We start from the raw sequence: 23120 nt of genomic DNA on the forward strand, positions 1-23120 counted from the left end.
TTGAATAGATGCCGTTCATGTACCCATAGACAAGAATTTTAAATAGACGCTTCGGTGATCTCTCGATTCTCCCCATTCGGGAGTACGTAGTGTACAGTTTGCTATAATCCAGCCTTTCTAACACTGCGCTGAGTAACCGTACCGAGTCATCTTCTGGGATCATCTCGCCGATGTCCATCGGCAAGACTAGTTGATATATATTTGTGTCTGTTATATAATTTGCTTGTATTTTCATGTTCCAACAAACTTGATTTTACACAAAAAAATGGCTCCCGGCTACTGCCGGTTGCCATTTTTGTTTTTTAGGGCTAGTGCGACAGCCCCTTTTTATTTACAGGAGTATTTTAACTAAGAAATAACCTGTAATACATCCAACTCCTACACCAATTAAACCAGGAGCAATGAAACTGTGATTGATAATAAACTTACCAATTCGAGTGGTGCCGGATCGGTCAAATCCAATACACGCTAAATCACTAGGGTAGGTTGGCAAAACAAAATACCCATAGGATGCAGAGAAAAAGGCTACCATCATTTTGGGATCGACTCCCAAACTAAGACCCAAGGGAGCAATTGCAGTAACAGCAGCACCTTGGCTATTCACTAATTTTGACACTAGAAATAGCACAATAGCATACATCCAAGGCTTACTAGCAACAATGCCAGCTAACGTACTTTTCAATAAGTCAAAATGTGCATGAAAGAAGGTCTCACTCATCCATGCTACACCAAAGACAGAAACAATTGCAACCATACCCGCTTTAAAAACAGGACCATTGGCGATTTCCCTTTGATTTACCTTACAAACAATAAGAATAATAGCGCCTGCGATTAGCATTAACATTTGAATAACCAGATTCATTGATAATGGTTTCAACTTACCAACAGGACCAAAAGAAGGAAGCAAATTAGGAAATGCACCAAATAAAACAACAACACCAATCGCAGCAAAGAATATCCAGGTTGCCCAATAGGATTCTTTTGGGAATACCTTGTCTAATAGAGTATCAGAAGTTCCATAAATATATTCTTTTTGCTCTGGATCCTTAATCTTTGCTTGAAATTCTTCATCCTTATCTAGATCTTTTCCACGCCTCATACTCCAAAGAGCAGCAACAATAACCCCCAGCAACGTAGATGGAATCGAAACAGACAATAAATCAAGAAGACCAATCGCACTACCTACACCATGGGATTGAGCTAAAATAGAAGCCATAGACACAACTGAAACAGATACAGGGGATGCCCCAATTCCCATCTGGGATGCAACGGAAGCAACAGCCATTGGTCTTTCGGGACGGATTCCTTTTTTAACCGCAATATCATAGATGATAGGAAACATCGTATAAACTACATGGCCAGTACCGCATAAAAAGGTCAAGGTCCAAGTAGTTATTGGGGCTAGAATTGTGATATAGGAAGGGTGACGACGTAATATACGCTCAGCAACCTTCATCATCACGTTTAAACCTCCGGCAGTTTGCAATACAGAAGCACAGGCAATTACTGCTAGGATCGTTAGCATAACATCGACAGGTGGTTGACCAGGTTGTAGATGAAAACCAAAAGTAAGAATAAAAAGACCAATACCACTTATTAACCCTAACCCCATTCCACCATAGCGAGTACCTAAGATTAGACAGCCTAATACCACTAAAAATTCCAAACCAATCATATTATTTACCATTCCCCTTTCTTTCTAAGAGTGCAGCAAGGTCACGAAAGCAATTTTTCATTACTTTTTATACTTGCCTTCCTCTTTTTCACCTTATACAAGTTTGCCATTAAAACGGCAAAATCCTGCGAATTCTCTCGAATTCGCAGGATTTCTCCGTTTTTTTTAGTTATTTAATTTGAATTTAATTATTTAATTCAAATTACTTATTCTTGAGATAGATTTCTTCATTTACAACTATTTTAAATATATAAAAAAGGTTGTGATTCTACTGCATCACAACCTAAAGTCTTTATAGGCACTCTTATTACACCTTCTGATCTCAATAAATTCATTTAGAAGATATTCGCACATTAATAATCCTGCCACATCCTAAACATTTTCCCATTCCAGAGCTATTAAAATGCACTGTCCCTCCGCATTGTATATGAATTAACAAGTATAGCGCCTCCTTATAAGCTATTATAAAGAGTATTTTATGAGATAATGCTGAAATTTATGATCTTATATTTCACAAATTAGTACTACAATTCAAACTTGAATTACCTGACGCACTACTTTTAACTTATCAGACTCTGCAGCAATAATTTGCTTAAAAATTGGTACTAAATTAGGGTCAAATTGCGTACCTGCACAACGTTCAATCTCAGCAATAGCCTCTTCATACTCCATAGCTTTACGATACGGACGATCATTCGTCATTGCATCAAAGGCATCAGCGATAGATAATATACGACATGCTAACGGAATTTCTTCATGCTTGAGCCCTAGAGGATATCCCTGCCCATTCCACCATTCTTGATGTTTTAATATCCAATCCGCAATTGGTAATAATTCGCTAGAAGACTGAGCCATTCTGTAACCAATCTCACAATGACGTCTAATAATGATAAACTCTTCATCCGTTAAACGGCTTGATTTGAAAAGAATCTGATCAGGTATTCCGACTTTACCAATATCATGGAAACGGCCTAAAAGACGTAAGTCCGGTATACAACTTGCCTCTATTCCCATTGCCTCTGCCAACTTTACAACTAATATCTCCAGTCGATCCGTATGCCCATCATCAACAAAATCGCAAACCTCCAAAGCCTTGCTAAGAGTCTTAACAATAGAACTACGAATACTTTGACTGCTATGTAGTTTTTCCCGATACATATTATCATCAGCAACTTTAAATACATCAGCGACACTTTGCTTAGGATAGGCTTTAACACTAAATCCAATGGAAATACTAAGAGGAATCTTAGTATTTGTCTCACGAAATTCATTGACCTTCCGACGAATACACTGACAAATTTCTTCAATATCTACACTGCTTGGATTATACAATATTACTGCAAACTCATCGCCCCCTATCCTTGCTACCTCAGCAATTCCTGAAAAGCACTCTTGAATGATCGTCGCAGCACTAATGAGAAGTTCATCACCCGCCTGATGTCCAAAAGTATCATTTACTAATTTAAGTCCATCAATATCACATATTACAATTCCAATAGAACTCTGAAAATTTCTATCCAACTCCTGTAATTTCTCTTCAAAATACACTCGATTATATAATCCCGTCATTCGGTCATGTAAAGCATAATATTGAAGCTTACCCTCCATATCTTTTCGATGGGTAATATCCCTGACGATGGCAATAATTTCATTGCTATTAATTGCTATAATTCGAACTTCCTGATACCTTATCGTTTTCACTTCTCGGTATTGATACTCAAAGAATTGAATTTTTTCCGTTAAAATTGCTTGTTGAATTTTATCATTCAAAATTTGCGGATTTTCCATCATTAAAAAATTTTCTAGTTTTTCACCAAGTTTCTCTTCATGATTCATTCTTGAAGTAAACTCTTTACCATCTTTATATGAAAGTACAGTACCAAAGCGATCCAAAAGATATATTGAATCTGGCAATGCATCAATTAACCTTTGATTCCGGTGTTGACTCTTTTGCAATGCTTCGTATAATAAAAAATTCCCCAAAGAAATCGATGCCAACTCCGCAAAACTTTCTAACATTTGTAATTCTTCCTTATCAAAAACATGCTCCACGGTATAATTCATACTAAAAACACCAATCACTTTTCCTTCTGCTTTCAAAGGAATACCAATACCAGTTTTTAAAAGATTATAAACCGGATCACGTAATCGCTCTTCCCATTCATGATACCTTGGAACAACTACGAGATCTCCACTCTCCCATACTTTACCAATAATTCCTTCACCTTTTTTAACACGCCCCTGGATTTGATCTAACTCGAATCCTTCTATGACTTTTGACATCATAAAATTATCATCTTCGCTAAGTAAGTAGATATATCCATATTGAGCTCCGCTTATATCCATCATTTTTCTAACTACAATCTTTAAAAGATCATCTACAATAAAGCCTTGCATGAGCGCGATTGAGGCTTCATGCAAAGCATACAAGCATTCATTTCGCCTATTTATTTTTTCCTCTCGATATAATAATTCATCAAATTGCTGTTTTAACTCCTCTTCGGAAGCAAGCAGCTCCTCATATGTTGTCATGATTTCTTCATTTTTCTTATGTAGTTGCTCTTCAGATTCTCTAAGCTGCCTAGAGCTACTGGAAATAAGTTGATACAGCACCAAGGCTGTAATTGCTACAAAAAACCATCCTTTTACAACCTCTATTTTAATAACCATCCCTGGGTCTGAAATCAAACTGTTTACTAAATAATCAGAAAACATGATCCATAAAACACTAACAAAGACATATATAACCGTGATTTTGAAGCCAATAGAATATTTATTTTGAAACATAATATCAACCCCTTACGCCTATAACTAAGTATAATCCCATAGTCATTAAGTTCGACAATATTTTCCTTTTTCCTGCGAAAAATGAAACAAATAACCGCCTGTCGAAAAATACGACAGACGGTTATTTGCATTAACCATCAATATTAATTTTCTCTATCAATTCTTTTAAAACAACCTTGGCACATTCATTTTCAACTTGACAAGTCCCTGCATTAACGTGTCCGCCCCCTCCATACTGCAACATAAATTCACCAATATTTGTTTTGGAAGTACGGTTAAATATGGATTTACCAACAGTAAAAACTGTATTTTGCTTATGTAATCCCCACATTTTATGAATGGAAATATTGCATTCGGGATATAAAGCATAAATTAAAAAACGATTACCGCTATAAATGGTTTCCCCATCTTGTAAATCCAGTACTACAAGATTTTTATGAACTGTTGCGCAGCGTTTAACTTGTTCTTTAAATTTTTCATTATGTTCAAAATAAATATCCACTCGTTCTTTTACATCACGTAATTTCATGATTTCATCAATGGTATGAGTTCGACAATAATCAATTAATTCCATCATTAAATTATAATTTGATATTCTAAATTCCTTAAATCGTCCCAATCCAGTGCGAGCATCCATTAGGAAATTTAACAAAGCCCAACCAGATGGATGTAAAACCTCTTCCAAATCATATTGAGCCGAATCCGCCTTATCTACTGCTGCCATCATTTCTAAAGAGACCTTAGAAAAACGTTCACTTCCACCATAATAATTATATACAACACGTGCAGCAGATGGGGCATTAGGATCGATAATATGATTAGCAGGCTGCCCTGTAATACGAATCGTTTCACTCAAATGATGATCAAATGCAATATGAACACCCGGCACATAAGGCAGATTAGTAGTAATATCACGATCTGTCACTTCAATTTTCCCATCTTGCATATCCTTAGGATGCACAAACTTGATATCATCTAATAGATTGAGCTCTTTTAATAAAACCGCACATACCAATCCGTCAAAATCACTGCGCGTAACTAACCTAAATTTTTGTTTTTCGTCAACCATTTTACCCCTCCTGCAGAATGTTGCCGGCATTATGCCCTTGCCCAAGCATAAAGTCTGAATTCTTTTCTTATACTTTGAAAATGATTCGCCTTACAGCTTATTTTATCCTGCAAATCGATACACCAAATTATAGTATCAAACAAAAAAAGATGTCATCAAAGCAAAAGAAGGATTCTATTATAGAATCCTTCTTTTGCTAATGAAATAAGTAAACCCATGATACCGTTTCTTTTATATGTCCAAACCTGCCGCTAGCAGGTGGGCATCACAGATTGGCTTTTGCCATCCACTCAAAGGAGGTCCGACAGCTACCAAATCATTAGATTCCCTATTTATAAAAGTAGGTTGGACATATATAAGATAACATATATCACAGGTAGATGATTGACGATAAATATCTGCTGCCTTTAGATGTTTATATATTTAAAACATCTTTCAACATTAAATATATAATACCATATCAATTATTAAGATGCAAAGCCATTTGCATAGAAAAAGAAGTTAATCCGCCTTGTATACTAGCTTACCATCAAAAAAGGTCATGACTACTTTCGTTTTATCTATATTGATAGGATTCTCCACAAATAAATTTCGATCAATTACCACCAGATCAGCAATTTTCCCCACTTCAATAGAACCAATATCACACTCCATAAATAAAGTATAGGCACCGTTTATAGTAAAACTTTTAATCATTTGCTCCACAGTGGCCCGTTCGCTTTTATTTAAAAGATACCTTTCATCATCCATATCTGTAATATCTTCTACTCCATGTAAAGTACCATTATCAATATTACGTGTAACACCAACATCGATCGCTAAAAAAGGATTGGGTACTGCGGTAGCCGGATAATCAGAAGAAGATGCTACAATGATCCCTTCTCGAAAAAAAGTCCCTAAAGGAAATTCGAGATTAGCACGTTCACCTAGAAATTGATAATCAACATTATCCCACCAATTAGGACCTTTAAATTGCCAGTAAGGCTGTACGCTGGCAACTACATTTAACTCTTTAAAACGTAATACATCCTTTTGATCTACAAGCTGTAAGTGGGTAATAGTATTACGATAATCCCTTGATGTTGTTTTATGATATGCATACTCTAAGGCATCCAATACCTTTCTGGTCGAACCATCACCCGTAGAGTGAACATGAATTTGCATACCACATTGATTTACTGCATAAAAAGCATTCTTTAGGTTTTCCATTTCCCATAGAAAATCACCATAATAATCTGCTCCTTTTCCAGCTTTTATACTATAAGGCTCTAGTAAATAGCTTGTGCAACCTTCAATTACACCATCCGTAAAAAACTTTGCAGTAATGACTTGGAGTAAAGGACTCTGATACTGGTCTCTCAACTCTCTAATATGTGCAAGTTGACTAACTAGATCCTCTCTGGCATTAACCGTCATAGCACCACGTACGCGCAATTGCAGCTGATTTGCTTTTTCCATCTCATCACAAGCCTTAAAGAGGGTAACAAAAGGTAGGCTCGCCATACAAAGGATACTGGTAATACCAAAACGATGCATTTTCTTTTGGAAAGAAGTCATCGCAGTAATATATTGTTCCAAACTATACTCAGGCAAGGCAATCAACCACATGGCCCATTCCTTTAATGTTCCCCACAGTTCACCACGACTCTGATCCCTTTCTATCACACCGCCCTTAGGTACTTTTGTATCAATAGTTACGCCATTTATTTCCAATGCTTTGGAATTTACCCATAAGGTGTGACCATCATGTGCTCGCAAAACAATAGGAATTTCTCTCGTAACAGCATCAAGATACTCTTTACGAGGCCCTTTAATCAAGTCTTCACCTGTTAATATCCCCCATGACCATCCTCTGCCATAAACCATTTTAGCATCAGGATGCTGTGCAATAAACTTTTTTACAGCTTCCACAATCCCTCTATAGTATTTATGTTAAATAACTGAACTTCGTAAAGTTCTGATAAGGCTAGCCCAGGCGGGTGAATGTGGCTATCAATCAAACCAGGCAGTACCATCTTTCCTTCCAAATCAATGACTTGAGTTGTATTACTAATAAAACGCTGTACTTCCTTGTCACTGCCTGTAAACAAAATTCTATTATCTTTAATTGCTATTGCTTGATATATCTGATCTTTCTCGTCAGCAGTATATATTACACCATTTTTTAATACAATGTCAGCTAACATACAATTGGTCAACTTACTATCACCTGCCTCTTTCTTTGCCCATTCCGCAACTTTATATATAATAAAAAAAGACTTACCCTTTGATAAGTCCTTTTTGCATAGGAAAAATAAAGCCCATAATATCGTCTCTTTGCTATGTCCAAACCTGCAGCTCGCAGGTGGGCATCCTAGATATATTTTTGCCTTCCATTCGCTGATGGCTCGGCAGCTGGATATCATTGGATTCCCCAGTTATAAAAGTAGGTTGGACATAAAAAAGATAACGTGCATTTCAGGCATTTGTTTACTACGATGTATACATAATATCATATCTATTACATAGATGCAAAGTTTCTTGCAATCTAGTTTTACGAGTTTTTTTTGATTTAGGGAGGTTAATATACATGCTACGTGTTTATTCTTTCAAATGCACATTTTTACGTTTCAAGATATGATTTTTTCAAACTCTGTATTCTCTCAATATTTTAAACTGATCAAAAAACATTTGATAATAGACTCCTTCATTCTGGATTAAAAAATCATGGTTACCTTCTTCCACAATTTCACCATGATCAATTACTAAAATATTATTTGCACCACGGATAGTATTTAAGCGGTGAGCAATGATAAAACTTGTATGCCCCTGCATTATTTTTAACAAGGCATCCTGTATATGTAGCTCGGTACGAGTATCAATGCTGCTTGTAGCCTCATCCAAAATAAGAATTGACGGCTTGGCCAAAATTGCTCTTGTAATCGCTAGAAGCTGCCTTTGCCCTTGACTTAAATTTGCGCCGTTTTCTGATAGCTGAGTTTCATATTGTTTCGGAAGCATTGAAATAAAACGATGTGCATTAGCCATTTTTGCTGCATTTTTCACTTCCTCATCCGTTGCATCAGGTTTTCCATATTTTATATTTTCGCTAATCGTGCCAGAAAATAAATATGCATCTTGCAGTACAATACCAAAACAACGTCTCAAACTATCTCTCGTATACTCTCTAATATCAATTCCATCAATTAATATTCTCCCATTGGTTACATCATAAAATCGAGTAACTAGATTTACAATTGTGGTTTTTCCCGCACCTGTAGGTCCCACAAGTGCAGTACTGCTACCTTCTGTAGACAAAAAGCTTATATTTTTTAATATTGAAACATCTGGTCGGTAGCCAAAACTGACGTTTTCAAAAACAACATGCCCTTTGGGATTCTTTAAAACCATGGCATTTGGCAAATCTCCCGTTTCTTCTTGTTCATCAAGAATCTCGAATACCCTCTCCGCTCCAGCAATGCCAGACTGTAAAAGGTTAAATACATTCGCCAAGTCATTCAAAGGTCTGGTAAATTGCCTTGAATAGCTCAAGAAGCTAGCAATAACACCAATTGTAATTATACTTTTTATTGCTAAAACACCGCCTATAATAGCAATTAAAGCAACTCCGAAATTATTAATTACATTCATAAGTGGCATTAGGAATCCTGACCAAATTTGTGCCTTCAAGCCAACTTCACATAATTTCATATTTACATCATCAAACGCTGCAATTACCTTATCTTCATGATTAAATGCCTTTACTAACTGTATACCTGAGATTGTTTCTTCAATATGACTATTTAATCTTCCAAGTTGGGTCTGCTGCTCTTTAAATAATGTACTGGTTTTATTAGCAATAACACGAGCAAGTAAAATCACCAAACAAGCCGTAAGTAAATTGACTGCAGTAAGAAAGGGACTCAACACCATCATCATTGTCAACGAACCAACAATCATAATGGAGCCAGATAATAATTGTATTGTTGACTGCGATATTGTTCCGCTTATATTATCAATATCATTCGACAATCTGCTCATTAATTCTCCATGCGGATGAATGTCAAAAAAGGCAATAGGAAGAGATTGTAGTTTGTTAAATAAAACTCGTCTAATATTTGCAATAATTCTCTGTGACATCCCTGCCATAAGCCATCCCTGTAAAAAAGTCAAAATTCCACTAGCCACATATACAAGAATCAAGGCCATCACTACTATTTCTAAAGCTTTAAAATCAACAAAGCCATTAGAAGCAGCCATTGAATCAATCGAAAGACCGATCAAATAAGGTCCTAATAGAGTAAGGAATGACTCTATTAGAAGAAATAACAAAATATAGGCTAACACATTTTTTTCCTTACCCATGTAATGCCATAATCGTTTAAAAGTTGCTAGAAAATTTTTAGGTTTAACAATTGGAACTCTCCCACGGCGTCCACTCAAACTACCACGTATTCCTCCCACATTATCAGAACTCGATGGATTGCGTTCTGTTTTTTGCTCATCTTTTTGAGACATACCGTTACATCTCCTTACCTATTTGTGAGTAAAATATTTCTCGATAAACTTCACTACTTTCCATCAGCTCACTGTGCTTGCCAACACCCACAATTTCCCCTTGATCAAGCACTATAATTCTATCTAAATCCATGACGGAGACAATTCGCTGGGCAACAATAAGGCAAGTAAGTTTTTCGGCATATTGCTTTAAAGCTTCTTTTATTTTCTCTTCCGTGAGTACATCAACAGCACTTGTTGCATCATCTAGAATAAGGATCTCTGGTTTTCTAACGATCGCCCTTGCAATCGCTATCCGCTGCTTTTGCCCACCAGAAAAATTGACGCCACCCTGTCCAACTTTTGTTTGATAACCTTCAGGCAATGCAATAATAAAATCGTGTGCTTGCGCAATCCTAGCTGCAGTTTCAATTTCCTCTGCAGTAGCATTTTCTCTTCCCCATTTTATATTATCCAGAACCGTACCAGTAAATAGTATAGATTGTTGAGGCACAATTCCCATTTTCTCTCGTATCCACTTTGGATTTACGTCTTTCACATCTTCGCCGTTAACCTTGACAGAACCAGACGTTACATCATAAAAACGAGGAATTAGCTGAATAAGACTACTCTTGCCTGATCCAGTAGAACCAATAATTCCAATTCGCTCTCCTGGCAAACAGGTCATCGTTACGTTTTTAAGAACTGCCTCTTCCGCTATTTTTCCATAAGAGAAATATACATTTTGAAAATCAACTCTGCCTTTAATCGCCGTCGACTCACGAGGATAATGATCCCATTTCATCGTATTTACTTGGGAAAATACCTCATTAACACGCTCCGTTGATGCTTTTGCTCTCACAAACATATTAAATACCATAGAAATCAGCAGTAATGAGAATAGAATTTGTGTCATGTAATTAATGAAGGCAATAATATGACCTGCTTGCATCTCTCCTAAATGTACATACTTTCCTCCAAACCAAAGCACTATCACAATTCCAAAATTTACTGTAAGCATAATCCCAGGTCCAAAAACAGAGATTATCCGCATGGCCTTAACCGATTTTAATTGGAGCTCTTGATTTACTTTATTAAATTTCTCTACTTCATAATCAAATCGATTAAACGCCTTAACCACTCTGACACCAGACAAATATTCTCTCATTACACCATTTAACTGGTCAAGAACCTGTTGAACCTTTATAAAAAGAGGAAAGCCCATTTTCATATTCATAAAGATTAACATTCCCACAATAGGAATAACCACTGCTAAGATTGACGCTAATTTAGCATTGAGTTGTATCGCCATAATAAGACTACCAACACACAAAAAAGGACCCTTGATAAAGATTCTCATAAGTCCATTTACAAGAGTCTGAATTTGAGTAACATCATTTGTTAAGCGCGTCACCAAAGAAGCTTTATCAAAATGCTCAATATTTTCAAGAGATAAGGTTTGAATCTTTTTATACAAATCCAATCTCAACTCAGTCCCAAATTTTTGCGAAACAGTACTCGATATAACATTGCGAGCAGACGCTGCAATAGCCCCTAATGCTGTAATAAAGAGCATCAAGCCTCCTTTTAAAAGAACATATTCCATATTCTTTCCGGCTATCCCCACATCAATAATTTGCGACAGAATAGCAGGCAATATAAGATCACATATCGTCTCACACATTACAAAAAATACGGCAAGAAAAAATTTTGCTCCATATTTTTTCTTGTAATGACTAAAAATTTTCATGCTTTCAATCTCCTTGAAAGTGTAAATATAAAAATAATTTCAACTATAATAATAGTATACACTATGAGCTATGGTTATTAAAATTGCCCCTATTGTAAAAGGCATACCACTTTGTTTTCACAAACAAAATGGTATGCCTTTTACAAATTCATTCTATATTATCCTTCGCAATGATATTTATGATTCTGAACAACCATTACATTCTCCACAAGCTTGTTTCTTACTCTGACCACGCTGCCGAGGTACAGCATAAGAAGCAGGTTTCGATGCAATACTTTCTAGTGTCTCTATATACTCTTTAGGCAATCCCTGCTCTTTTGCTCCTTGAATAATGATGTTTAAATATTCAGTACTCGGCTGCTTGGGCTCTCCTAATCTGGCTTTTTTATAAATACTTGCCTCTATAACCCTATTTTGCTCATCAAGCACTTCCACTGGGTAATGAAAATATTCACCAGTACCATCTAACCTAACATCTTCGCAATTATCTAATTGTTCCCACGCATAAGATTCTAACTGATACAAAACGCCCCAAACTTCTGCTAGAACATCAGGAACAACCGTTTCTACAGCTCCATCCCAAATAACAGAGTTCTCGAAAAATCCAATCCTATGACCCTCTAATCGGGCAATGCCAAGCACAAGAGGTTTAGTACACTTTTGATTCATGTTTTCAAAATCAAGATTGGATCCATAAGCAAAATAAAGACGACTTGGATTGATTTTCTCCATATGAACTCCCCTTTTCTTTCATCTGCATATCCGCAAATTCCTACATGTTATATCCATATCCATGCAAATCAGACCTCAGTAATGCTAAAAACATAAAAAAAGCGTCCAAAATCAATACTACATTGTTTTTGGAGCCCCATTGCTTCACTTTTTAAACTTTTAACATCATGATATAACAAAGTAAGATAAAAGTCTAATAAATTTTTGACTTTATTCTGTTCAATTTTGTGATACTATAGTAACTAGAATATATATTTGATTACTAAGGTGGTTAATAAAAAATGGATATTAAAAATACATACTGGTTTTTATTTCATGATGATGAACTGTTAGTCAAAGATGTGGAAGGAATCAGTACGATCCTTTCAGATTCTGATATTAAATTACTAAGGCTTAACCCCATCAATGCCCAGAATATCGGTACCCTTCATGAGCAAGAATGTTTGATTGCTAACTTAGAGGATGAGACATTACCTGAAGGATTCTCTTGGAAAAAGGTACGACCTTTGTATGGAAATATGGAAGAAGAATGCTTTTGGTTTGCTTGCCGTGCACTTCATATTATGAACTGGATGAAAACCAGTAAATTTTGTGGCTGCTGCGGAACTCTCATGAATGCTTCCCAACAAGAACTTGCCATGCAATGCCCAAGTTGCGGTCATATTACCTATCCTCGCATATCCCCAGCTATTATTGTGGCTGTGACAAGAGGTGATCAAATCCTTCTTGCGCGTTCGAACCGATTCCCACCTAATCGTTACAGTGTTATTGCAGGTTTTGTTGAGCCAGGTGAATCACTAGAAGATTGCGTGCAAAGAGAACTAAAAGAAGAAGTTGGAGTTGAAGTACATTCTATCAATTATTTCGGAAACCAGCCATGGCCTTTCCCTGATTCTTTGATGATTGCTTTTACCGCCAAATGTTCAACAGAAAAGATAACGATTGATAACCAAGAAATTGTGGAAGCTGGCTGGTTTTCTGCTCATAACCTTCCTGATATACCTGATAAACTAAGTGTAGCAAGACGATTAATTGACTGGTTCGTGGAAAAACAATCCATACCACACACTTAACTGTACCTGAAATCATTCTGCTGTCAATCTTTTCGGGCAATCATTTCAATTTCAACCTTGGCACCAAGCGGCAACGCAGCTACACCAATGGTTGTTCTTGCAGGATAAGGCGCTGCAAACTGCTTTTCATACACTTGATTCATAGACGTAAAGTCACTCATATCCGTTAAAAATACATTCACCTTTACAACATGATCCGGTGTTAAGTTAGCAGCTGACAAGACATGGAACAAATTTACGAAACATTGCTTTGTTTGCGCCCCAATATCACCTTCCACCAACTTTCCTGTCTCAGAGTCAATGGGAGTCTGTCCCGAAAAATAGATCACTTCACCACATTCAACACCATGAGAATAAGGTCCAACCGAAACCGCCCCTGCAGCGCTAAAAGCTTTTCTTTTCATCATAAGGAACACTCCTTTTACTTATGCTATTTTCTTTGATATCGCAATATAATTCAAATTCCACTAAATTCATGAAAATTCCTTTAGTCTTTTGAACCAATAAGTCAATTTTATTTTTTTCATAAAATACCTCTTTAAGTAGTGTTCATTGGAGTAAAATCGATGTGCTACCAAAGAGGTATTTTATCCTTTATCCGCAATATGAAACTTCTGTCATTTTCTCCATGAGGAAGTATTAATACAGTAATTATTACATCGAAATGCAATGAGTATAATAATCCAAAGTACATTACCAAATCTACAGAATCTCATGCTACAGTCCTCCTACAAACTGATATAGTGATACAGTATGTTATGTTTGATCCTGCCATTAGGTCATTGCTTATTTATCAACGTGTTGAATAAGCAAGCTAATGACTATCATTCTTGTAAAAAATCAGTGTGCAAAACCCAATACTAGGAAAGGAAAGTGGCAGTTTTTGTCGAACACTAATTGTAGAATACATTCCTAATATTCAATTTTATTGTGAGGCTTTAATATGAAACATCTGCATAAATTGCGTGGATCTAAGGCTTTATTAAATACTCTACGCAGAAAAGCAATCTCTTCAGTTCTTTATGATACGGCTCTTGGATTGCTAAATCATCTCGATCTAACAAATTTACTCAAAAAAATAGTAATAGAAGCTACCCAGCTGATAAAGACGGAACATGGATACTACAATTTGGTAGAAATTGATCAAAATCAAATGATTCGGAAAGTGGGAGTCGGAGTTTATCAAAATGATGTAAATCGACTCATGCGTTTAGATCAAGGGTTAGTACAACATACTATTGAATCTAAAAAAATATCAATTATTGATGACTATAGTACATGGAACAATCGGCTAAATGACCCCTTTTTTGATAAAATACATACAGAAATGCAAGTACCGATAAAAATTGGCAGCAACATTGTCGGTGTCCTTGGTCTATCCTTCACAGAGCCCCACCGCAGATTTACGCAGAATGATGTTGCTGTCTTCCAGCAATTTGCTACCATTGCTTCTATGACTATTTATAACGCAATTCTCTATCGTACAGCCCAGTTAGAGAACGAAGAGCGAAAAAAGATCCAGGAAAACTTATTGCAAGTTACTGATGCTATGCAAGATATTGTGGGAAAGCTTAACCCTCAAGGAATTATTGAATATCTCACCCCTTCTTGTGAAAAATTAACAGGTTATAGCCTGAATCAGTTAATAGGGACATGCTATTTTGATTTTATTTATCCTGCTGACTTTGAAAAGGCAAAAACCTCCTTTTACTCATTTTTAGCTACAAATGAACAACGCAGGGTCTGCTATCGTTATGTTCATGCCTCTGGAGAAGTAAGATGGCTTGAAAGTCTAAGGGAGAAGGTGGGAGAAAATGGAACTTCCGTTGGTATTGTTTTTTCCGCACGGGATGTAACAGATAGGATTGAAGCAGAACAAGAAGCAACAGCTTTAGAAGCTACCTATCAGGCTATTTTTAGCTCTGTAAATGATGGAATCATCATTTACGATGTAGAAACCTTATCTGTTATTGAAGCCAATCAAAAAGCTTGTGATATTTTTGGCCTAGCAAAAGACCAACTTTTACACACCAAATTGCAAAATTTTGGCACGGGAGAAATCCCATATACACAAACAGAAGCCTTAACTTTGTTTCAAAAAGCAATTCAAGGCGAGACTCCTTTATTTGATTGGAAACTTAAAAATCACCATGGAAATTACCTCAATCTGGAAGTGAGCCTGAAACATATCATGCTCGGCGGAAAATGGTGTATGTTAACTGTTATTCGTGATATTTCAGAACGCGAATATGCAAAGGAAAAAATTTATCGATTAGCAAATTTCGATATCTTAACAAAGCTTCCCAATCGAACGCTCTTCAATGATCGGCTTCAAATTGCTTTAGCTCATGCTAAGCGAAATGGCGAACAGCTTGCAGTTTTATTTCTAGATTTGGATCGCTTCAAAACAATCAATGACTCGCTAGGGCATCAAGCTGGCGACAATGTCCTGCAAGAAGTAGCTGAAAGGCTGCAATTATGTATCCGTGATGAAGATACTGCATGCCGTATGAGCGCAGATGAATTTATTATCATATTGACAGATATTGAAAAATCATCTAACATTACTAAAATTATTGCAAGACTGACTGCCACCCTTTCTATGCCTTTTATAGTTGACGACCATGAGTTGCGCATCACCGCTAGTATTGGCATCAGTTTGTATCCCCACAATGGACACACCCCAGAGGTATTAGTTAAACATGCAGAATTGGCCATGTATCACGGAAAAGAAAATGGTAGAAATAATTATCAATTTTTTACAGAGTCATTAAACGAAGTCGCTACAGAGCGTTTATCTCTTGAAAATAGTCTCAGGTTAGCAATTGAGAGGAATGAATTCGTTTTATATTATCAACCACAGATTGATATAAAAACAAACAAACTCATTGGCGTGGAAGCCTTAATTCGATGGAACCATCCTCAAAATGGCTTAATATCTCCAGCCAAGTTCATTCCTGTTGCAGAAGATACCGGACTCATTATACCAATCGGTGAATGGGTTCTTCGCGAAATATGCCAACAACATTTCAAATGGCTGGAATTTGGGTTGCCTCCTATACAGATTGCTGTTAATGTCTCTGCTATTCAATTCCAAGAAAAGTATTTTCTCTCTACTCTACAAGGAATCTTAAGAAGTTATAATATGAATCCCGCTTACCTGGAGCTCGAATTAACAGAAGGCATATTAATGAGAGATGCTGATACAGCGACCGGAGAACTACATTCCTTAAAAGAACTAGGCGTAAAATTGTCTATTGATGATTTCGGTACCGGATATTCAAGTTTGCAATATTTAAGCCAATTCCCAATTGATAAACTTAAAATTGATCAAACTTTCGTACGAGCGATGTCCACCCATGCTTCAAGCCTTGCAATTGTGGAATCGATTGTCTCTCTTGCCGAGAAACTACACATTAAAGTAATCGCTGAAGGTGTGGAAAACAATGAAGAGTTAGAAATTTTACAAAAATGTGGCTGTACTGAAATACAAGGATATTATTTTTCAAAACCTTTGCCTGCTGACCAATTCTTTGAGTGGTATTATGCCAGATTATAAAAAGAGAACCATGCATTATGCCATGGTTTTCTTTTATGATTGGAGCTGATACGTCTGCTCTACTAAAATAGCCATATTTTCTAAGCTTCCCTTGATTCTAAACGAATGATCATAAGTATTACATAATTCGATTAAAAAATTAAGAAAATCTAGGGCATAGTTACCACAGACTCTGATTTTAAAATCGCTCTGCAGAGTGATACCCTCGGAACAAGTCACCGAAATTATATTACATTCAAAGATCTCAAGCTCATTTTGCCGAGATAGCATTGCCAAAAATTCAAATAAAAATACTGTAAAGCGAATGTTACCATGACATTTTTCATCTTTAATATCCACAACCAGCTTACCGGAGGCAATCAACTCCGGCATAACATTACGAATCCCATCCTTAATCTTTTGAAGATTAAAAGCAACTGGATAGCTTGGCACTGAATTTAAGAAAGTCAAACAAAGTATTTCGCATAAATTAATTATTTTCGCTGATCCATGATATTTCTTCATTTGTGAAAATGAAAAAGCCAGAATTTCTCTTGTTGAAAAAGCATCTTTTTCAACACATTCCAATCTTCCCCCCATCATTTTAAATACATTTTTATAGGTAGTATTGGAGCCTTCTAACGATTGCGCTAACTTGTCCTTTTCTTTTTTTAATGCATAAAAAGTAATTGCTTCTCGTATTGTTCTTAGTAAGTCCTCTACCGCCCAAGGCTTAGTCATATATTTGTTAATATCACCATCGTTGATAGAATCTAATACCTGATCTAATTGGGTGAATCCAGACAAAACAATTTTTTGCATATCAGGATATTTCTTTTTTACAATCTTTAGCAAATCAATTCCATTCATTGTCGGCATCTGTAAATCCGTTACAATGACACTGATATTCGTTTTCTCCATAATCGCTAATGCATCTTTTGCATTTGTTGTAAAATAGGGAACATAGTCTTCTTCTACGATAGCCTTTCGAAGTGCCATTAAAATAAAATTATCATCATCTACAAATAATACACTGTGCTTCAAGAAAATCGCCTCACAATTACATGAAATGTATTCACTATTGGTAGGTATTATTTCCTAAGATCAACAAATTTTGTCAAATTATGCTTGTTACAGTACATTCAACAACGAGGACAAACTCCCCTGCTATTTCATAAATTTTTCTTTTAAAACGAAAGCAACATTAAAAAGCATAAGGAGCTAATATGTATAACACAATAAAAGATCTTCTTTCTTCCTTACAACAAAAATGGCCTGGTTTGTATATCTTACTCGGATTTTTTCTTAGCGGATTAATGCTGACTGAATTTGCTGAATTAGCTTGGAAGACTCTATTTGTACATCAAATGGATCTTTTTGATCATCTAATCATTGGTATTGTCCGTTATTATGCAAATCCCAACCTCGATATAATCATGATTCATATTACAGCATTAGGCTCAGCTCCTTTCTATGGAATCTTATCAATCCTGATTCTGATCGGGCTTGCTTTCTTCCGCAAATGGCTGGAGGCCTGTGCGTTAACGATTTGCCTGACAGGCGGCGGGCTGCTTAATTATTTATTAAAGCATCTTTTTCTTCGCGCTAGACCCGATATGTTTCGCGTTATCCAGGAAACAGGATATAGCTTTCCTAGCGGACATGCAATGGTCTCACTATGTTTTTATGGAATGCTTGCCTATTTAATTAGTCTCAAGATTTCCTCATGGACTTGGCGACTTATCTTATTTATAGCAACGGCTATCTATATTGTTATCATAGGAATCAGCCGTATCTATTTAGGAGTACACTATCCTACGGATGTGCTAGCAGGATACGCAGCAGGTTCCACTTGGTTATTTTTCTGTATATCCCTACTAATGTGGTGGGAACACAAAAATAATGTATAGCCCCTATCTTGTTCCTAATATACCGTTTCACAGCTTTTATAAACGCCTCTTCCGATTTGCATTTTATGGGAAAATGATATAAAATCCAAATGAGCTATTATTTTAAATATCGTATATGAAAAGAGAGGAAGTTTGTGGTTACCAGACGTCAATTTTTATTCGGCTGCGCAGGCACTTTGGCCGTCCTCTCCGGAGCATCATTTGCTTCGGAATACAAAAAAGTTAATAAAAGTATACCTATTTTACTCTATCATAGAGTCGGTTACCAATTAGATAACTATACTGTTAGCCCAACGAGATTTGAAGACGATATGAGAACACTTAGCAGGGAAGGATACACCTGCTTATCTCTCACACAAGTGAAACAGCATTTACAGTCCAATCTCTCTGCACCACTTCCAGAAAAATCTATTCTCATCTCATTAGATGATGGTTATTTAGACAATTACATCAATGTTTTTCCAATTCTTCAGCAATATAACATGAAAGCTAGTTTTTACATCATTACTGGGATGATTGGAGAAGATGACCGATTAACTGCTTCTCAAATACGAGAAATGGAAGCAGCAGGTATGGATTTTGGTTCCCACACCGTAACCCATCGGTTCCTTGGTGAATTAACACCTGCAGAAATGAAAATAGAACTAATCAATTCTAAACACGTCTTAGAGCAGTTACTGGGAAAAAGTGTAGATTTTATCGCTTATCCTGGTGGCAGCTATAATACACAAACACTAAAAATCGCTAAGGAAGCTGGATATGAAGCAGGTCTTTCAACCCACTATGGCTATGAAATGTTTCAAAACCCTTTTGAAATGAAACGAATTCCGATCTTCCATTACGATCGATCTATTACGTACGTAATGCTACGCAAAGGCCTCCTGCCTACCTTGTTTCAATAAACATGCACCTGCTATCATTCAAATGATAGCAGGTTTTCCTTTTCTATAATCGACCAAGTTTACAAAACTTTTATAAATTTTACAAATTAAGTAATTTGCGGAAGGATTTCATCAATGAAATGTATAATTTAGCTAATAACAGATCTCAAATTATAAACTACAATGATTTTCATGTTAAAATTCAAATTATTCTGAAATATGCTTAGGTAATAATACTTTTGAAAGCGTTACACATGCTACTGAAGGAGCCGATGCATGAAGACACAAACGTTACAATACCAAATTAAACTATGGACCGTTTTACTTATTATTGTCCCCAGCTTACTAATCATGACGATTTATACCGTTGGTCAGATTTCGTTAGCTAAGCAACAAAATTTAGAATTAATCGAGCAACGGGTACATGCTCAAAAACGATTAATTGATTATTGGATGGAAGAGAGAGTTGAAAATATTCGTGACTTAAGCCGTGCAGAAGCTTTCCGAACGTTAGACGAATCGCAAATGGAACGCACTCTTTATTTCAAGAAGCAACTTGATAATTATTTTGATTCTTTTTCGTATATTGATAAAAAAGGATATATGAAAATATCTACTGTAGAACAGCGTAATTCTTCTACAACCGATAATCCTTATTTTAAAGCGGCCAAGGCAAGAAACTCATATGTCTCAAATGTAGTGATTGACCCCAATAATAATCAACCCATAATAAACATTTCTTCCCCTATTTATGATTACAATGGAGACTTCCAAGGACTGATACTTGGAACCATCAAAATTATAACATTAGAAAAACTCTTACGGGAAAATTGGATTGGACAAACGGGAGAAATCTTTTTGATTAACAAAGAAGGTCTGATGCTTACCGATCCTAGGTACCTTAACACGCAAAATGATAAAGACATCGACAAGCATGCAGCATTAGCAAATTCAAAACTCACAGAAAATACATTCCGTGCGATTGCACCAGGCGAGTCAGGTACGACAACTTGGAATGATTATCTAGGAAATAAAGTTCTAGGTGCCTATCTAGATGTACCTGAACGAGGCTGGATGCTGATCGGCAAAATCAACGAAGATGAAGTTCTAATCCCTATTTATAAACAACTGACAATGATGGCTGGTGCTACAGCTATTTTAATATTACTGATTCTCCCTCTGGCTAAGAGAATAACCAATCAGATTAAGTTACCCATTGATTGGTTGATTCGGCAATCAAGTCAAGTAGCAACTGAAAAATATCAACTAGTCGATCAGTACAATGTTTCAAAAAATATGCCCTATGAATTAGTTATCTTATGTGAAACGTTTTCCAACATGATTACCAAAATAAAAAATACGATCTCTCTGCTTAAACAAAATGAAGCGAAGCTAGGAAACCATATGCTAGAAATTCAAGAAATTAACGCCACCCTAGAAGAAGAAATGATGGAACGCCAAGCAGCTCAAGCTGCACTTGTAAATCTAAACATTGATTTAGAAAACAAAATAAATGAACGAACACAAGATTTACAAGATATGAATGCAGCTCTTGAAGAAGAAATCATGGAACGCCAAGCAGCCCAAGAAGCTTTGAATAAAAAAAATCAAGTTATTAAGAATATCGCTTACTCTGATAGTCTTACAGGCTTACCTAACCGTGCGCTTTTAAATAAACGTTTGAAAAAAGAAATGGAACGGACTCGCTGCGGCGAATCATCAGGAGCTGTCTTATTCATTGATTTAGATGACTTAAAAATGGTAAACGATACTTTTGGCCACACCTATGGAGATGCCTTAATCACAATGGCAGGAAAACGTATTGTTGAAACCGTTGGCAATGAAGGTTTTGTTGGTCGCATAGGTGGAGATGAATTCATGGTAATTTTATCTGGTGAACACGACCGTAAAAATATTATTCAGAGTGCCAACATGATTATTGAAACTTTCAATCAAGATATGGAGGTCCTTGGAATTTGCTTTCATACATCCGCAAGTGTTGGCATTGCCGTTTATCCTGCTGATGGGGATACTTCGGAAGAAATCTTCAAAAATGCAGATAATGCAATGTACGCTGCCAAAAAGTCAGGAAAAAACTGTTGGCGCTTTTACGAAACAACAATGCAAATAGAAGCCTATGATAAAATCCGGCTCATCAATAGTTTGCGTCATGCAATCGAAAACCAAGAGCTATCGCTACATTATCAGCCACAAGTAGATATAAATGGCTGTACTGTTGGATTTGAAGCACTTCTTCGCTGGAATAGCCCGGAGCATGGTGCAATATCACCAACCCGTTTCATTCCCTTGGCCGAGCAAAATGGTCTCATACAAAAGATTGGAAATTGGGTACTCAAAGAGGCAAGCCAATTCGCTCGCAAATTAGTTAATAAAGGCTGGGGACATATTCATGTTGCCGTAAATGTATCTCCCTATCAATTATGCGCTGACCATTTCATAGATGACGTACGAAAAGCACTCTATAGCGCAGGAATTGAACCTAACCAACTGGAAATTGAAATAACCGAAAATGCATTGATCGAGTCATTAGAAGAAAGCACTCACATTCTTGAAAAAATTCAAGCAATGGGAATACGTATGTCCCTGGATGACTTCGGCACAGGCTACTCTTCCCTAACCTATCTCCAACGCCTGCCAGTAAAGACTCTAAAAATTGATAAAGCTTTTATCGATATGATCTTAACGAATAAAGCACAAAAAGCGATTATTCGAACGATTATCGACATGGCTCACATTATGAAAATGAACGTAGTTGCTGAAGGTGTAGAAACAGAAATACAAATTGCATATTTAGCAAAATGTCACTGCGATCTTTTACAAGGATATATTATCAGCCCTCCAGTACCAGAAGCTGAAGCAATCAATTTCCTTTCTTATTGTAAAAAATAAAATGAAGGAGCTGTCTCAAAATAGGTTTTTAAAACCTATTTGAGATAGCTCTTTCTTTGTATCCCTAACCGAATAGGGTATTTTCTCTTTTTTGCGAATTAAGTGGAGTAAAGTAGGCATAGCAAAGCTAGAGGAGCATTATGCCCCTCATAAATTGCTGTGCCTGCAACCTTTTAGGCGGTCTTTTTTTCGTGTAGCATTTTTCCGCACCGTTGTTGCTGTATTTTGTTATGTAGTTTATTTAAGTTATAGCCCATCGCCAAGAACAAGAATTCAGTCCTAACGCTTTGCTTGCCACGCAGCAAGAATCTTCTAAATC

Annotated in this window: 15 protein-coding genes, 2 other RNA genes and 1 pseudogene; 5 read left to right on the forward strand and 13 right to left on the reverse strand. The window is 36.4% G+C overall.

All coding sequences use genetic code 11. The annotated features are described in order from the left end of the window. The 11 genes and pseudogenes from BMZ99_RS23480 to BMZ99_RS23525 all read right to left on the reverse strand — a co-directional run. Positions 1 to 235: pseudogene (locus tag BMZ99_RS23480) on the reverse strand (IS5/IS1182 family transposase); the annotation flags it as partial. A 96-nt stretch (positions 236 to 331) separates the two neighbouring features. Continuing rightward, positions 332 to 1675: an anaerobic C4-dicarboxylate transporter gene (locus BMZ99_RS23485; RefSeq protein ID WP_090943733.1), complete on the reverse strand. Its 1344-nt coding sequence runs from the start codon at positions 1673 to 1675 to the stop codon at positions 332 to 334. A gap of 531 nt (positions 1676 to 2206) precedes the next feature. Beyond that, complete coding sequence (locus BMZ99_RS23490; protein ID WP_090943736.1) at positions 2207 to 4462, reverse strand: sensor domain-containing diguanylate cyclase/phosphohydrolase; 2256 nt, start codon at positions 4460 to 4462, stop codon at positions 2207 to 2209. Between the two features lie 130 nt (positions 4463 to 4592). After that, complete coding sequence (locus BMZ99_RS23495) at positions 4593 to 5531, reverse strand: exopolyphosphatase (protein WP_090943739.1); 939 nt, start codon at positions 5529 to 5531, stop codon at positions 4593 to 4595. A 207-nt stretch (positions 5532 to 5738) separates the two neighbouring features. After that, positions 5739 to 5913: non-coding RNA, 6S RNA (gene ssrS / locus BMZ99_RS23500), on the reverse strand. 119 nt (positions 5914 to 6032) lie between these two features. Next, positions 6033 to 7442, reverse strand: a complete 1410-nt coding sequence (locus BMZ99_RS23505) for an amidohydrolase (RefSeq protein ID WP_281246861.1) — start codon at positions 7440 to 7442, stop codon at positions 6033 to 6035. Further along, positions 7430 to 7717 (reverse strand): amidohydrolase family protein, encoded by a 288-nt coding sequence (locus BMZ99_RS27490; RefSeq protein ID WP_281246862.1) that lies wholly within the window; start codon positions 7715 to 7717, stop codon positions 7430 to 7432. The genes BMZ99_RS23505 and BMZ99_RS27490 overlap by 13 nt, the downstream gene beginning before the upstream one ends. A 107-nt stretch (positions 7718 to 7824) precedes the next feature. Next, positions 7825 to 7998: non-coding RNA, 6S RNA (ssrS, locus tag BMZ99_RS23510), on the reverse strand. Between the two features lie 158 nt (positions 7999 to 8156). Further along, a complete protein-coding gene (locus tag BMZ99_RS23515; protein WP_090943742.1) occupies positions 8157 to 10028 on the reverse strand; it encodes an ABC transporter ATP-binding protein in 1872 nt (623 codons plus the stop codon). 4 nt (positions 10029 to 10032) lie between these two features. Then, positions 10033 to 11757: an ABC transporter ATP-binding protein gene (locus BMZ99_RS23520; protein WP_090943745.1), complete on the reverse strand. Its 1725-nt coding sequence runs from the start codon at positions 11755 to 11757 to the stop codon at positions 10033 to 10035. Positions 11758 to 11934: 177 nt separating this feature from the next. Next, positions 11935 to 12489, reverse strand: coding sequence for a gamma-glutamylcyclotransferase family protein (locus BMZ99_RS23525; RefSeq protein ID WP_090943748.1), 555 nt, complete (start codon positions 12487 to 12489; stop codon positions 11935 to 11937). 281 nt (positions 12490 to 12770) lie between these two features. On the opposite strand from BMZ99_RS23525, the gene nudC reads away from it, so the two are divergent. Beyond that, on the forward strand, positions 12771 to 13562 hold the full coding sequence (nudC, locus tag BMZ99_RS23530) for an NAD(+) diphosphatase (protein ID WP_090943750.1): 792 nt from the start codon (positions 12771 to 12773) through the stop codon (positions 13560 to 13562). 23 nt (positions 13563 to 13585) lie between these two features. On the opposite strand, the gene BMZ99_RS23535 is transcribed toward nudC, so the two are convergent. Then, on the reverse strand, positions 13586 to 13969 hold the full coding sequence (locus BMZ99_RS23535; protein WP_090943753.1) for a RidA family protein: 384 nt from the start codon (positions 13967 to 13969) through the stop codon (positions 13586 to 13588). A 536-nt stretch (positions 13970 to 14505) separates the two neighbouring features. Between BMZ99_RS23535 and BMZ99_RS23540 the strand changes: the two genes are divergently transcribed. After that, positions 14506 to 17121: an EAL domain-containing protein gene (locus tag BMZ99_RS23540; protein ID WP_090943758.1), complete on the forward strand. Its 2616-nt coding sequence runs from the start codon at positions 14506 to 14508 to the stop codon at positions 17119 to 17121. Positions 17122 to 17154: 33 nt separating this feature from the next. Here BMZ99_RS23540 and BMZ99_RS23545 read toward each other — a convergent pair whose 3' ends face one another. Further along, positions 17155 to 18144 carry a response regulator gene (locus tag BMZ99_RS23545; RefSeq protein ID WP_090943761.1) on the reverse strand — a complete coding sequence of 330 codons (990 nt, stop codon included), beginning with the start codon at positions 18142 to 18144 and terminating at the stop codon, positions 17155 to 17157. Positions 18145 to 18326: 182 nt separating this feature from the next. Between BMZ99_RS23545 and BMZ99_RS23550 the strand changes: the two genes are divergently transcribed. From BMZ99_RS23550 to BMZ99_RS23560, 3 genes are all read left to right on the forward strand, one after another. Beyond that, positions 18327 to 19010 (forward strand): phosphatase PAP2 family protein, encoded by a 684-nt coding sequence (locus BMZ99_RS23550; RefSeq protein ID WP_090943764.1) that lies wholly within the window; start codon positions 18327 to 18329, stop codon positions 19008 to 19010. A 134-nt stretch (positions 19011 to 19144) separates the two neighbouring features. After that, positions 19145 to 19912 carry a polysaccharide deacetylase family protein gene (locus BMZ99_RS23555; protein WP_090943767.1) on the forward strand — a complete coding sequence of 256 codons (768 nt, stop codon included), beginning with the start codon at positions 19145 to 19147 and terminating at the stop codon, positions 19910 to 19912. 255 nt (positions 19913 to 20167) lie between these two features. After that, positions 20168 to 22801: a bifunctional diguanylate cyclase/phosphodiesterase gene (locus BMZ99_RS23560; RefSeq protein ID WP_090943769.1), complete on the forward strand. Its 2634-nt coding sequence runs from the start codon at positions 20168 to 20170 to the stop codon at positions 22799 to 22801. Positions 22802 to 23120: the final 319 nt, after the last annotated feature.

The sequence above is a fragment of the Pelosinus propionicus DSM 13327 genome, from assembly GCF_900114615.1.
GTDB lineage: Bacteria > Bacillota > Negativicutes > DSM-13327 > DSM-13327 > Pelosinus > Pelosinus propionicus.